Consider the following 13,926-nt stretch of genomic DNA (forward strand, 5'->3'; position numbering starts at 1 on the left):
AGGTGATGGGAGTAGATGCAGGGCATCCTGCTGCAGGTGATCCGATTCGGATTTCTCATCCTGCTTTGGTTATTCGTGTACGCCATCATCCGCGCCATGCGCTCTGACCTGGCCGCGGCCAGTGGCACCCGCGTGGCGTCGACCTCGGGTCGCACCGCCCGCCGCGAGCGTGGCGCCAACCGTTCGCGCGGCACCGCGCGCTATTTGGTGGTGACGGCGGGTGCGCTCGCCAATACGCGGATCACCCTCGGCACCCAGGCGGTGCTGATCGGCCGAGCGGACGATTCGACCCTCGTCCTCACCGACGACTACGCCTCCGAACGCCATGCCCGACTGTCGCCACGCGGCGACGACTGGTACGTCGAAGACCTCGGTTCCACCAACGGCACCTACCTGGACCGAACCAAGGTGACGACCGCCGTCCGCGCCCCGATCAACACCCCGATTCGAGTCGGCAAGACCGTGATTGAGCTACGCCCGTGACCCTTGTGCTGCGCTACATCGCGCGAAGCGACCGCGGATTGGTCCGCTCCAACAACGAAGACTCCGTGTATGCCGGCGCCCGGCTGTTGGCTCTGGCCGACGGCATGGGCGGCCACGCGGCGGGCGAGGTCGCCAGCCAGCTGGTGATCGAGGCCCTGCGCCCGCTCGACAACGACGAGCCCGGCGGCGATCTGCTGTCCGCACTGGAGCGCGCGACCGCCGACGGCAACAACGCGATCGCCGAGCAGGTGGCCAAGCAGCCGGAACTCGACGGCATGGGCACCACTCTCACCGCGATCCTCTTCGCAGGCAGTCGGATCGGCCTGTGCCATGTCGGCGACTCCCGCGGCTACCTGTACCGCGACGGTCAGCTGACCCAGATCACCCGTGACGACACCTTTGTCCAGAGTCTGGTGGACGAGGGTCGGATCACTGCCGAGCAGGCGCACACGCATCCGCAGCGTTCGCTGATCATGCGCGCGCTCACCGGTCAGGAGGTGGAGCCGACGCTGATCATGCGCGAGGCTCGCGCCGGCGACCGCTACCTGCTGTGCAGCGACGGCCTCTCCGACGTCGTCAGCGACGAGACCCTGTCCGACACGCTCGGCTCCCTCAGCGACCACAAGGTGTGCGCGGATCGCCTCATCGAGCTCGCGCTCCGCAGCGGCGGCCCCGACAACGTGACCGTGGTGGTGGCGGACGTCGTCGACACCGAGTTCGGCGATTCCACGCCGATCGTCGGCGGTGCCGCGGGCGACGACGACTCCGCGGGCTACGTTCCGAATCCGGCGACGGCAGCCGGTCGGGCAGCCGCCCTGCGCGCACCTGCCCCCAAACCCGCGCGCCCGACCATCACCGCTGAGCCGACACCCGAGAAGAAGACGAGCTGGCGCTGGCCGCTGGCCATCATCGCCGTCCTTGCGATCATCGGCCTGCTGGTGACCACGTTCTTCGTGGTGCGGTCGAAGGCGATGGCGAGCACCTTCGTCACCGCGGTGGACGGGAACGTCGAGATCTTCTCCGGCACCCCCGACTCGCTGCTGTTCTTCACGGTGCAGTCACCCAAGGAACGCGCCTGCGTCGACGACCCGAACGCCGAGACCCCGCAGGTGAGCTTCCAAGCAGTCGACTCGTCGGAGCCGTGCAACCCGATGCGCGTCGCGGACCTCACCGGCATCGGCCGCAACGCGGTCACCTCGCAGAGCATCAAGAACGACTCGCTCGAAACCGCGCACGAACGCGTCCGCACATTGGCGTTCCTCCCGAAGTGCCCGGAACCCGCGCCGGTCCCCGAACCGAAGCCGAACGACCGCCGCACCGAATCGACCAAGCCGGGCGAGCCCAAGCCCACCGAGGCGCCCAAACCCGGTGAGCCCAAGTCGAACGAGCCCACGACCGCCGTGCCGTCGCCCGCCCCCACCACGGATGCGCAGGGACAGCCCACCTGTCGAGGCGCCGCATGACGTCCGCCCCCTCCGTGCACGCCCCGCCGAGTCCACCGCCGAAGAGCGCAGGACGCACCACCGAGATGGTGCTGCTGACCTTCGCGGTGGTCGTGGTGATCGCTGCCCTGCTCACCGTGCAGGCAGCGCAAGGCGTCACGTTCGGCCTGGACCTGGTGAAATACAGCCTGGCCTTCATCGTGTTGTTCGGCGCGGCGCACATGGCGATCCGCTGGCTCGCGCCGTTCGCCGATCCGCTGTTGCTGCCGTGCGTCGCCCTGTTGAACGGGCTGGGTCTGGTGATGATCCAGCGCCTGGACCTCGGTTCGGCGCGCCAGGACGAGGTCGTCAAGGCCGATCAGATGACGCACAACGCCGACCAGCAGTTGGTCTGGTTGGTGCTGGGCATCATCGTGTTCACCCTGACCCTGGCCTTCATCCGCGACCACCGCACGCTCTCGCGCTACGCGTACACGCTGGGCATCGGCGGCATCATCTTCCTCGCGATCCCGATGATCCTGCCCGCGTCGATGGCCGAGGTCAACGGCTCGCGCAACTGGATCAAGATCCCCGGATTCAGCATCCAGCCGGGCGAGTTCTCGAAGATCCTGATCATCATCTTCACCGCCGCCTTCCTGGTGTCGCGACGCGACCTGTTCACCACCGCGGGCAAGCAGTTCGCGGGCATCGACTTTCCGCGCCTGCGCGACCTCGGTCCGCTGCTGGCGGCGTGGGCCATCGCGATCATCGTCCTGGCCAGCGCCAACGACCTGGGCACCCCGCTGCTGATCTTCGCGACCGTGCTGACCATGCTGTACGTCGCGACCTCGCGGGTCAGTTGGTTGATGCTGGGCGTCACCCTGTTCGCACTCGGCGCGACCGTCGCGTACCAGCTCTTCAGTCATCTGCGCATCCGCGTCGCCATCTGGCAGGACCCGTTCGCGCAGTACGACACCTACGGCTACCAGATCGCACAGAGCCTGTTCGGGTTCGCGACCGGCGGCATGTTCGGCACCGGGCTCGGTTCCGGGCGCCCCAACATCGTCCCGTTCGCCAACACCGACTTCATCCTCACCTCGTTCGCCGAAGAACTGGGTCTGGTGGGGCTCGCCGCGATCATGATGCTGTACCTCATCGTCACCATCCGCGGCCTGCGCGCCGCGATCGCCGTGCGCGACAGCTTCGGCAAGCTGCTCGCCGCCGGCCTGAGCTTCACCATCATCTTCCAGGTGTTCGTGGTCTTCGGCGGCGTCTCGAAGCTGATCCCGCTGACCGGTCTGACGACACCGTTCCTGGCGTACGGCGGATCCTCGCTGTTGGCGAACTACATCCTGCTGGCGCTGCTGATCCGCATCTCGAACGCCGCGCGCGCACCCGACGTCCCCAAGGCGCGGACCGCGCCGCCGGTCGACGCGATGGCCACCCAGGTGGTGCGTAAATCGTGAATCGTCCCATTCGCAACGTCGCGATCGCCGTCATGGTCATGGTGGTCGTGCTGCTGGCGAACGCCACCTACGTTCAGGTCTTCAAGGCCGATGAGCTCCGCTCGGACACCCGCAACTCGCGGGTCCTGCTCGACGAGTACGCCCGCCAGCGCGGCGTGATCGTCGCCGCCGACGGCACGGTGCTCGCGGAGTCGGTGCCCACCGACAACAAGTTCAAGTACCTGCGCAAGTACCCGACCAGCCCGATGGCCTTCGCCCCGGTGACCGGCTACTTCTCGTTCGTCTACCGCGCCGACCGCGGCATCGAGTACGCCGAGGACAACGTCCTCAACGGCAACGACGACCGCTTGTTCACCCAGCGCTTCATGGACATGTTCTCCGGGCGCGACCCGCGCGGCGGCAACGTCGTCACCACCGTGAATCCCGCGCTGCAGCGCGTCGCGTACAACGAGCTCCGCAACGCGGGCTGCGACGGCCCGTGCCGCGGCGCCGTCGTCGCCATGGAGCCGAGCACCGGCAAGATCCTCGCCATGGCGTCGACACCCAGCTACGACCCCAACGAGCTCGCGTCGCAGGATTTCGCCGACGCCGAGAAGGCATGGGAGAGCTTCAACACGCCAGACGGCGACGAGCCGATGACCAACCGCGCCATCGACTCGCTGTATCCGCCGGGATCCACCTACAAGGTGGTCACCACTGCCACCGCACTGCAGGCCGGCCTCGGTCCGCAGACGCGGCTGACCGCGGCGCCGACCATCACGCTCCCGGAGAGCTCGGCGACGCTGTCGAACGACAGTGGAAGCACGTGCCCCGGATCGGTCGGCGGGACCGTGTCGCTGACCCAGGCCTTCGAGTACTCGTGCAACACCGCGTTCGCGCAGTTGATGACCGAGAAGATGCCGGGTAATCCGTCCGAGCAGTTCACCGCGACGTCGATGCTCTTCGGCGTCGGCGAGAACGCACCGGGCATCCCGATGGACGTCGCGAAGTCGACCGTCGGCGACATCGGCGACGACCTCGCCGCACTCGGCCAGTCGGCGATCGGCCAGCGCGACGTGCGGGTCACCGTCCTGGAGAACGCGGAGATCGCCGCGACCGTGGCCAACGGCGGTGTCCGGATGCGGCCGTACCTGGTCGAGAAGCTGCAGACTGCGGATCTTCGCACCATCGCGACCACGTCGCCGTCGGCGTTCAACCGGCCACTGAGTGCAGAGCAGGCCGATCAGATCACCGAGATGATGGTCCGGTCGGAGCAGAACACGGCCAACGCCCAGTCGGGCATCGCCTCCAAGACCGGTACCGCGGAACATTCCGCCGGATCACGCGGCGGCGAGACGCCGTACGCGTGGTACATCGCATTCTCGCCCAACTCCAACGCACGAATCGCGGTTGCAGTCATTCTAGAAAACGGAAATAGGGGACAGAGTTCGTACGGCGGCCTCGCAGCCGCCCCGATCGGACGCGCTGTCATCAACGCATACGCGGGAGGTGCTCGATGAGCCTGCAGAACGGCACCATCATCGCCGACCGGTACCGACTGGTCCGGTTGATCGCCACAGGTGGCATGGGACAGGTCTGGGAGGCGCTCGACACCCGGCTCGGCCGACGGGTGGCCGTCAAGGTCCTCAAGGCCGAGTACTCCAACGACTCGGAGTTCCTGCGCCGCTTCCGCACGGAAGCGCAGACCACCGCACGCCTCAACGACCCCGGCATCGCCAACGTCTTCGACTACGGCGAGACCCCGGACCGCAACGGTGGCGATCCGCTGGCCTACCTGGTCATGGAGTTGGTCGACGGCGAGCCGCTGAACTCGGTCATCTCCCGGATGGGCCAGCTGTCGTTGCCGCACACCCTCGACATGCTCGAGCAGACCGGTCGCGCGCTGCAGGCCGCCCACACCGCGGGTCTGGTGCATCGCGACGTGAAGCCCGGCAACATCCTCATCACGCCGACCGGCCAGGTGAAGATCACCGACTTCGGCATCGCCAAGGCCGTCGACGCCGCGCCGGTGACGCAGACCGGCATGGTGATGGGCACCGCCCAGTACATCTCGCCCGAACAGGCCACCGGCGGCGAGGCCACGGCCGCGTCCGACGTGTACTCGCTCGGCGTCGTCGGCTACGAGGCGCTGACCGGTCGCCGTCCCTTCCTCGGCGACGGCGCCATCACCGTCGCGATGAAGCACATCCAGGAGCCGCCGCCACCGCTGCCGCAGAACGTACCGGCACCGGTGCGCGAGCTCATCGAGATCACGCTCTCCAAGGACCCCGCCCAGAGGTACGCGACGGGCGGCGAGTTCGCCGACGCCGTCGCACAGGTCCGCGCAGGCCACCGACCTCCGGTTCCCCGTACCGCGGGCGGTGCCGCCGCGGCCGCCGCAGCGGGCACCCGGGCGATGACCTCTCCGGTCCCGCCGACCCCTCCGCAGCCGGCGCGCACCGGCGCGCACACGGCACCCGCACCCGTCCACCACGACGACGGCAGCTGGAGCACCACCCACAAGGTGCTGACGGCCGTCGCCGCGCTCCTGATGCTGGCAGCGATCGTGCTGGTGGCGGTGTGGATGACCTCGAGTCCCAGCACCAAGCCCGCCACCCCGTCCCGAACCACGACCACCGTGGTCGAGACGCAGGAGCCGACGACCCGCGATCGGCCCACCCAGACCACCTCGGAGGAGGAGACCACCACCTCTTCCGAGGAGACGACCACGACGACCCGAACGCGGCCGCCGGTCGAGAACACACCGGAGGAGACGACTCCCGAGGAGACGACGACCACCCGCCCACCGCTGTTCCCGACCTTCACGATTCCGGGTCTGCCCGGTGGCGGGGGATGATCGACCCATGAACGATCCGCACTATCTGTCGGAACGATACGAACTCGGTGAGACACTCGGCTTCGGCGGAATGTCGGAGGTGCAGTTCGCCCGCGACCTGCTGCTGCACCGCGATGTCGCGATCAAGATCTTGCGCCCCGACCTGGCTCGCGATCCGATGTTCTACCTGCGGTTCCGCCGTGAGGCCCAGAACGCGGCCAAACTGAACCACCCGACGATCGTTCAGGTCTTCGACACCGGTGAGGCGGAGACCGATGAGGGTCCGCTGCCGTTCATCGTCATGGAGTACGTGGAAGGCGACACCCTCCGCGACATCCTGCGCGCCTCCGGGCACATCGCGCAGAAGCAGGCGATGACGTGGATGGCCGACGTCGCCGCGGCGATGGACTTCTCGCACCGCAACGCGATCGTCCACCGCGACATGAAGCCCGCCAACGTGATGATCGACCGCGCGGGTGCGGTCAAGGTGATGGACTTCGGCATCGCTCGAGCGATGGACGACACGTCGGCCACCATGACCCAGACGTCCGCGGTGATGGGCACCGCCCAGTACCTCTCGCCGGAGCAGGCCCGCGGCATCAAGGTGGATCCGCGCAGCGACATCTACTCGATGGGCTGCGTGCTCTTCGAGCTGGTGACCGGCGAGCCTCCGTTCACCGGCGACTCACCGATCGCCGTCGCCCACCAGCACGTGCACGAGGATCCGCGACGCCCGTCGTCGATCCGCCCCGAAATCACTCCCGAGCTCGACTCGGTGATCATGCAGGCGATGAGCAAGAACCCGGCGAACCGGTACCAGACCGCCGCCGACTTCCGCGCCGACCTGATCAAGGTGCTGGCCGGCGGCAAGCCGTCGGCGCCGATGCTGTTGACCGACGAAGAGCAGACCGCGTACATCGACGCCCCCCAGCTCGCGGTGCGCAACGAATCGCTGCCGAGCCGTCGCCGTGCGCGGTCCGAGGACGGCGAGACCGAGGTCGAGAGCGGCGGCGGGCTGTTCCGCCGACGCGGCGTCCGCGTGGGCATCGCTCTTCTCGGCATCCTGATCCTGTTGATCGGACTGTTCTCGTGGTCGCCGTGGAGTTCGTCGGCGCCGCTGATCGCGGTTCCGAAGGTCGCGGGCCTCGCGGCCGACGCCGCCAAGGCCAACCTCGAGCAGGCGGGCTTCGCGGTGAAACAGACCGACGAATCCAGCGCTGAGATCGCCAAGGGCTTGGCCACGCGGACCGCGCCGGGCAACGACGTCCCGACGGCCAAGGGCTCGGAGGTGACGCTCTACATCTCATCGGGCCCCCAGCGAGAGTCGATCCCCGATCTCCGCGGCAAGTCGCCGAAGGACGCCCAGAAGGCCCTCGAGGTGCTCGGGTTCTCCGAGATCAAGACGCAGGAGACCGAGTCGACCATGGGTCTCAAGGGAAAGGTGGTGCGCAGCAATCCGCGCACCGGCCTCTCCGCTCCGGTCAACGCGCCGGTGATCCTCTATATCGGTACCGGCCCCAAGGAAGTCACCCTTCCGGACCTGCGCGGCCGCAAGTCCGACGACGCCCGCAAGACGCTCGATCAACTGAAGCTGGAGATGACGACCATCGCGGTCGATTCCGACCTTCCCGAAGGTCAGGTCGTCAGCACCTCACCCGAGCCCGGGACGTCGGTCGAGATCGGCAGCATCATTCAGGTGCAGATCTCGCGCGGCAACATGTTCGAGGTCCCCAACCTGCGCGGCAAGACCCTCGAGGAAGCGCAGGCGACGCTCGAGGCTGCCGGTTGGGAGACCAACACGCTGAACTCCACTCCCCGCGGCGTTGGCTTGAACAGCAAGGACGACGGCAAGGTTCTGTCCCAGACCCCTTCGGCGGGCAGCAAGCTTCGTAAGGATTCGGCGATCTCGGTCGTCGTCGGCCGAGCGAGCCTGCTTCCCGGCTGACAGACCCCGGCAGCAGCACGGAGCCCGCCTCGCCCGAATTCGTCGGGGAGGCGGGCTCAGTGCTCGATCAGGGGACGAGAACGCTCATTCGCGCGTGGAGCCCGCCAGCGCCTCGGCGGCCTGGGCTTCCAGTTCGGCCACCACGGCCTCGGAGACGTCCATTCCGCAGACCCGCAGCCAGTTGGCGAGCATTCGGTGCCCACCCTGTGTCAGGACGCTTTCGGGATGGAACTGCACACCGTGGATCGGCAGTTCGCGGTGACGCATCGCCATGACGATCCCGTTCTCGGTACGTCCGGTCACCACCAGGTCCTCGGGGATGGTCTCCGGGGCCACCGTCAACGAGTGATAGCGGGTGGCGACGAAGGGCTGCGGGAGTCCGGCCAGTACGCCGGTGCCGTCGTGCTCCACCAGCGAGGTCTTGCCGTGGAGCAGTTCGGGGGCACGCGTGACGGTGGCGCCGAACGCCTCGCCGATGGCCTGGTGGCCGAGGCAGACCCCCAGCAGCGGCGTGCCGGCTTCGGCCGCCACCGCAATGATGGGTTCGGTTGCGCCCGCACGGTCCGGAGTGCCCGGACCGGGGCTCAGCAGGATGCCGTCGAAGTCGTCGACCACCCGTGTGAGATCGGCCAACTGCTCGTCGTCGTTGCGCCATACGACGGCATCGACACCGAGCTGTCCGAGGTACTGGACCAGGTTGTAGACGAAGCTGTCGTAGTTGTCGATGACGAGGATGCGCACGTCGTCCAGATTAACGGGTTCCCTAACCGTGGCTCGACTCAGATACCGTAGAGGCATGCCTAAGTCAAAAGTCCGGAAGAAGACTGATTACACCATCAACACCGCGAGTCGTACCCCGGTGAAGGTGAAGGCCGGCCCGTCCGGCGTGCTCTACCAGTCGGTCATGTTCGGTCTCATGTTGATCGGCCTGGTGTGGCTGATGGTCTATTACCTCGGTGCCTCTGTCGGCCAGTACTCCGCGCTGGACTGGATGGCGAACCTCGGAGCCTGGAACATGTTGATCGGTTTCGGCTTCATGGTGGTCGGCCTGTTGATGACCATGGGCTGGCGCTGACGTCATCCACAGCGAGAACTCGCAGGTGACGTCCCCCAGCATGCGACTTACACCGATGTTATTCATCCCCAGTGTGGATAAGTCCTGTGGATAACGATCAACAGCCTGTGCATGAACAGTGGGCGACTCCGCTTCCCGGAGCCATCGCCCTCGTCGGCGTCGGTATCGCGCTCGCCGCTGCGGCGGCAGCCTCGTACACCGATCCCCCCGCGCTGATCTTCCTGGGCATCGCCGCCGTCATCGTGATCGTGGTCGGCGCCTTCGCGCTGGCACGCCGCCCCCGGCTGGCGCTGGCCACCGGGCCCGCGCTGATCGTCAAGACGGTCGGCGGCACTCGGCACGTCGCCTTCGACGACGTGGAGCGGATCTCGGTGCTGCACACGCGGCGCCTCATCGGCAGCTCACGGCAGGTGGTGATCGACCTTCCGGACGACCGCCTGCTGGTCTTCGGCCGTTGGGACTTGGGCGAGGAGCCCACCGTGGTCGTAGAGAAGCTGCGCAAAGCAGGCTTCCCCTACGACGACCGCGGCCCGGCCGACGCCGACTAGCTCTCGCGCGTCACGCAGCAGCGGCACCACCCGCGACCTACCCGACGCTCGCCTCCACCGCGAACGACGTCCCGATCGCGAGGGCTACCACCGCCAGCACGGCCAGCCCGTACCAGCCGATGCGGGTGACCTTCTGATACGTCTGCGCCTCGGGGGCGAGAATCTTGACGGGCACCCACAGGATGGCCGCGGCACTCGCCGCGCCGAATACGAGGCCGCCGAAGTGGCCCAGCAGTGAGATGTTCGGGATGCTCAGCGAGAGCGCCACGTTGATCACGATGACCGCGATCACCGTGGTGGCGGGCAGTTTGAGACGCAGGACCACCACCAGGAGTGCGCCCATCAGTCCGTAGATCGCCCCGGAGGCGCCCGCGGTCACCACCTGATCGGATTCGAATGCCATCACCGCGGCACTGCCGCCGAGCAGCCCGATCAGGTACACCGCCAGGTAGCGAGCTTTGCCGAAGAGCCGTTCCAGATCGGCGCCGATCACGTACAGCGAGATCATGTTGAGGGCCAGGTGGGTCACCGACCAGTGCAGAAAGCCTGACGTGAACAGGCGCCAGTAGTCGTTCTCGAAACCGCCGCCGCTGATCAACGCGCCCTGCTGCATGATCGTCGAGCGTCCGAGGCCGGTGAAGCCGCCGGCCTGCATCACCACGGCGCCGAACACGACGAGGTTGATCGCAATCAGGACGTAGGTGACGATCGGCGTGGTTCGCGCGGCATCGGTGTGGATGGTCGGAGCCGCGGTATTGACGCGCGCCGACGACGACGCCTGGCTCACGCAGTCCACACAGTGCTGGCCGACCGATGCCGACCGAAGACAGTCCGGACAAGCCGACCGCCCGCAGCGTGTGCAAGACAGCGCTGTCGGGCGGTCGGGATGCCGATAGCAGGTTTGCGTCAAATCAGCTGAGCTCAATGCTCTCGATGACGACGGCGTCCACCGGGCGATCCATGCGATCGGTGGCGGTGGTGGCGATCGCGTCGACCACGGCCTGCGAGGCCGAGTCCTTGACCTCACCGAAGATGGTGTGGCGACGGTTCAGGTGCGGGGTGGCGCCCACGGTGATGAAGAACTGCGAGCCGTTGGTGCCCGGGCCGGCGTTGGCCATGGCCAGCAGGTACGGGCGGTCGAACTGGAGCTCCGGGTGGAACTCGTCCTTGAACTGGTAGCCCGGACCGCCGCGACCGGTGCCGGTCGGGTCGCCGCCCTGGATCATGAAGCCGTTGATGACGCGGTGGAACACTGCGCCGTCGTAGAACGGACCCGAGGCCTCACCCTTTGCATTCTCGGTGGAGTACTCCTTCGAGCCGTCTGCCAGGCCGACGAAGTTCTCGACGGTGACCGGCGCGTGGTTCGGGAAGAGTTCGATGACGATGTCGCCGCGATTGGTCTTCAGGGTCGCGGTCTTCTTCTGATCACTCACACTGTCCATGAAACCACGTCTCGCCGACTGACGACCGGCAGTGGCGTGCACCCCCTGCCACCTGGCACGCTGGATGGATGCCGAACAAACTTCTCGTGGTTCTCGCCACCGCGCTCGCACTGCTGCTGTCTGCCGTCGTCGTGGTGCTGCGTCGGTCGCGCACCGACCATCCGCCGGCCTCCCTCACCGTCCCGCGCATCGAAGATGTGCGCGGCCTCAGCGACGATTAACCTTCACCAGGTATTTTGGAGACCGTGACTTCTGACGATCCACGTGAGCCGGGCCCGAGTCGACCTCAGGGCCCGAGCTCCGTACCACCAGCACAGCAGTCGCCCCCGCTCGGTTCGACCCAGTCCGGTCGTCCTTCGGCGCCCTGGGAGAGTAAGCCGCCCACTCCGAGCACTCCGCCTCCAGCGGCACCGGGCGCAGCGCCGTCGTACCGCCCCGCTCCGCCGGCGTCCTCGACGCCTCCCGGTTCGCCCTCGCAGCGACCGGTGACTCCGCCTCCGCGGCCCTCGGCCCCCGGGCAGCCGGCTCCTCGGCCGGCACCGGCGTCCGGACCGATCCCAGCCGCGCCCGGCGGCCGCCCCGCACCGCCGTCGCACCTCGGCAACGGCCCCGCTCCGCGCCCGTCACAGCCGGGCACCGGGCCCAATCCGCAGAGCCGACCGCCGCACCCGGCACCGAGTACGGGTCCAGGTCCGGCGCCCCGACCCCAGTCCGGGCCCACGTCCCAGCCGACGACAGCGGCTCCCTCGCTCGCCAAGTCGCCGACGCCCGCAGGCGACGACGCCTCCGAACGTCGGCTGGCCTATTCCGCGGTCACGGACGCTCCGGCATCCGCCCGACCGGCAACGGCACCGGTCGCACCGCCCGCTCCCCACAAAACTCCCGCCCAGAATCCTCCCGCGGCCAGTAAGGACTCCAAGCCCGTGGCTTCCAAGACCGCTTCTGCATCCCAGACCGAGTCGAGGTTCAGCTGGAACGCGGTCATCGCGTTCGTGCTGTCGGCAATTGGGCTCCTGTTCCCCTTCGGTCTGTGGCTCGGATACCGCACGCGCGGTCAGATCGACGGCGGGAACGGCGAGTACGGTCGTGAGTTCGCCACCGCGGCCATCATCATCGGCTGGCTGTGGACGGCGTTCGTGGTGCTCGGCCTGCTCGCGTACCTCTGGATCTTGATCTAGTCTCCGATCAGTCGGAACACTTCTCGGGATTTGTTCCAACGCGGCAGGTAGGTTGGAGTGTGTCCGCGCCCACAGGGCGGTGTGCATCACACGGAACGAGCGACGATGACAGATTTGACCAAGTTTTACATCAACGGCCAGTGGGTGGATCCCGTCGGCGAGCTGACCACGATCGACGTGATCAATCCCGCTACCGAGAAGTCCGCGGGCACGGTGGCCCTGGGCAGCAGCGCCGACGTCGATGCCGCGGTGATCGCCGCTCGGCACGCCTTCGAGGGCTGGGCTCACTCGAGCATCGACGACCGCATCGCCCTCATCGGCGCCATCCTCGCGGAGTATCAGAAGCGTGCCGACGAGCTCGCGCAAGCGGTGACCATCGAGATGGGCGCCCCGGCCGGGCTGGCCGCCGCCGCCCAGGTGCCGATCGGCATGGCGCACCTGGCCACCGCGGCCGAATCCCTCAAGACCTTCGCGTTCTCCGAGGACCGCGGATCGTCGCGCATCGTCAAGGAACCGATCGGCGTCTGCGGATTCATCACCCCGTGGAACTGGCCGCTGAACCAGGTGATGTGCAAGGTGGCGCCCGCACTGGCCACCGGCTGCACCATGGTCCTCAAGCCCAGCGAGGTGGCACCGTTCTCAGCAGCCATCGTCGCGGAGATCTTCGACGCCGCCGGAGTCCCCGCTGGCGTGTTCAATCTGGTCAACGGCGACGGTCCGGGAGTCGGGTCGGCGCTGTCGGCCCATCCGGACATCGACCTGATCTCGTTCACCGGCTCCACCCGCGCAGGCATCGAAGTGGCCAAGACCGCTGCGCCGACCGTCAAGCGCGTCGCTCAGGAACTCGGCGGCAAGAGCCCGAACATCCTGCTCGACGACGATTCTCTCGGAGCCAACGTGGCCGCAGGCGTCGGCCTGATGATGCTGAACTCGGGCCAGTCGTGCAACGCGCCGAGCCGCATGCTGGTGCCCTCGCACCGTCTCGACGAAGTGGCCGCTGCCGCGGTCGAGGCCTCGGCGGGGCTCACCGTCGGCGATCCGACCACCAATGTGCGGCTGGGACCGGTGGTCTCCGCGGTGCAGTTCGAGAAGATCCAGGGTCTGATCGAGCGCGCCATCGACGACGGCGCCAAGCCCGTGGTCGGCGGCGCCGGGCGTCCGGACGGCCTCACCGAGGGCTACTACGTGAAGCCGACCGTCTTCACCAACGTCACCAACGACATGGAGATCGCCCGCACCGAGGTCTTCGGCCCAGTCCTGGTGATCATCGGCTACGACTCGGTGGATGAGGCCATCAAGATCGGCAACGACACCGAGTACGGCCTGGCGGGCTACGTCTCCGGCGAGGACCTCGACGAGGTTCGACGCGTGGGTTCCAAGCTCCGCGCGGGGTCGATCTCGCTGAACTCGGCGGCGCCCGACCCGGGAGCACCGTTCGGCGGCTACAAGCGCAGCGGCAACGGCCGCGAATGGAGCGACTACGCCTTCGACGAGTTCCTCGAAGTGAAGTCGCTGCTGGGCTTCGGAGCCTAGCCCCGGCTATCTCCCGGACC

At 67.6% G+C, this 13,926-nt stretch carries 14 protein-coding genes; 11 read left to right on the forward strand and 3 right to left on the reverse strand.

The annotated features are described in order from the left end of the window. Positions 1-15: 15 nt before the first annotated feature. Genes GX543_RS15055 through pknB form a run of 6 tightly spaced genes read left to right on the forward strand, consistent with a single transcriptional unit; the run spans position 16 to position 8,130 of the window. Positions 16-483, forward strand: a complete 468-nt coding sequence (locus GX543_RS15055; RefSeq protein WP_290853049.1) for an FHA domain-containing protein — start codon at positions 16-18, stop codon at positions 481-483. Continuing rightward, positions 480-1,946: a protein phosphatase 2C domain-containing protein gene (locus GX543_RS15060; RefSeq protein ID WP_290853050.1), complete on the forward strand. Its 1,467-nt coding sequence runs from the start codon at positions 480-482 to the stop codon at positions 1,944-1,946. The genes GX543_RS15055 and GX543_RS15060 overlap by 4 nt, the downstream gene beginning before the upstream one ends. Further along, positions 1,943-3,370, forward strand: a complete 1,428-nt coding sequence (locus GX543_RS15065; protein ID WP_290853051.1) for an FtsW/RodA/SpoVE family cell cycle protein — start codon at positions 1,943-1,945, stop codon at positions 3,368-3,370. Before GX543_RS15060 ends, GX543_RS15065 begins: the two co-directional genes overlap by 4 nt. Further along, positions 3,367-4,869, forward strand: a complete 1,503-nt coding sequence (locus tag GX543_RS15070) for a penicillin-binding transpeptidase domain-containing protein (RefSeq protein ID WP_290853052.1) — start codon at positions 3,367-3,369, stop codon at positions 4,867-4,869. Before GX543_RS15065 ends, GX543_RS15070 begins: the two co-directional genes overlap by 4 nt. Next, entirely contained in the window at positions 4,866-6,206 is a 1,341-nt protein-coding gene (locus GX543_RS15075) for a serine/threonine-protein kinase (RefSeq protein WP_290853053.1), read from the forward strand. The genes GX543_RS15070 and GX543_RS15075 overlap by 4 nt, the downstream gene beginning before the upstream one ends. Before the next feature lie 7 nt (positions 6,207-6,213). Further along, positions 6,214-8,130 carry a Stk1 family PASTA domain-containing Ser/Thr kinase gene (gene pknB / locus GX543_RS15080; protein ID WP_290853055.1) on the forward strand — a complete coding sequence of 639 codons (1,917 nt, stop codon included), beginning with the start codon at positions 6,214-6,216 and terminating at the stop codon, positions 8,128-8,130. A gap of 84 nt (positions 8,131-8,214) precedes the next feature. Here pknB and GX543_RS15085 read toward each other — a convergent pair whose 3' ends face one another. Then, on the reverse strand, positions 8,215-8,871 hold the full coding sequence (locus GX543_RS15085; RefSeq protein WP_290853057.1) for an aminodeoxychorismate/anthranilate synthase component II: 657 nt from the start codon (positions 8,869-8,871) through the stop codon (positions 8,215-8,217). A 55-nt stretch (positions 8,872-8,926) separates the two neighbouring features. Between GX543_RS15085 and crgA the strand changes: the two genes are divergently transcribed. Further along, on the forward strand, positions 8,927-9,205 hold the full coding sequence (crgA, locus tag GX543_RS15090; protein WP_290853058.1) for a cell division protein CrgA: 279 nt from the start codon (positions 8,927-8,929) through the stop codon (positions 9,203-9,205). A 107-nt stretch (positions 9,206-9,312) separates the two neighbouring features. Continuing rightward, the gene (locus GX543_RS15095; RefSeq protein ID WP_290853059.1) at positions 9,313-9,753 is read left to right on the forward strand and encodes a PH domain-containing protein; all 441 of its coding nucleotides are present in this window, start codon (positions 9,313-9,315) and stop codon (positions 9,751-9,753) included. Positions 9,754-9,790: 37 nt separating this feature from the next. Here GX543_RS15095 and GX543_RS15100 read toward each other — a convergent pair whose 3' ends face one another. Then, complete coding sequence (locus GX543_RS15100) at positions 9,791-10,540, reverse strand: rhomboid family intramembrane serine protease (protein ID WP_290853060.1); 750 nt, start codon at positions 10,538-10,540, stop codon at positions 9,791-9,793. Between the two features lie 124 nt (positions 10,541-10,664). Next, the gene (locus GX543_RS15105) at positions 10,665-11,195 is read right to left on the reverse strand and encodes a peptidylprolyl isomerase (RefSeq protein ID WP_290853061.1); all 531 of its coding nucleotides are present in this window, start codon (positions 11,193-11,195) and stop codon (positions 10,665-10,667) included. Positions 11,196-11,263: 68 nt separating this feature from the next. Here GX543_RS15105 and GX543_RS15110 point away from each other — a divergent pair, with 68 nt between their 5' ends. The 3 genes from GX543_RS15110 to GX543_RS15120 all read left to right on the forward strand — a co-directional run bounded on the left by GX543_RS15110 (position 11,264) and on the right by GX543_RS15120 (position 13,906). Further along, the gene (locus GX543_RS15110; RefSeq protein WP_290853062.1) at positions 11,264-11,416 is read left to right on the forward strand and encodes a hypothetical protein; all 153 of its coding nucleotides are present in this window, start codon (positions 11,264-11,266) and stop codon (positions 11,414-11,416) included. Positions 11,417-12,118: 702 nt separating this feature from the next. After that, complete coding sequence (locus tag GX543_RS15115; protein WP_290853063.1) at positions 12,119-12,373, forward strand: DUF4190 domain-containing protein; 255 nt, start codon at positions 12,119-12,121, stop codon at positions 12,371-12,373. 105 nt (positions 12,374-12,478) lie between these two features. Next, positions 12,479-13,906 carry an aldehyde dehydrogenase family protein gene (locus tag GX543_RS15120; RefSeq protein WP_290853064.1) on the forward strand — a complete coding sequence of 476 codons (1,428 nt, stop codon included), beginning with the start codon at positions 12,479-12,481 and terminating at the stop codon, positions 13,904-13,906. Positions 13,907-13,926 lie beyond the last annotated feature (20 nt).

This window comes from Gordonia sp. (in: high G+C Gram-positive bacteria), assembly GCF_012515855.1.
GTDB lineage: Bacteria > Actinomycetota > Actinomycetes > Mycobacteriales > Mycobacteriaceae > Gordonia.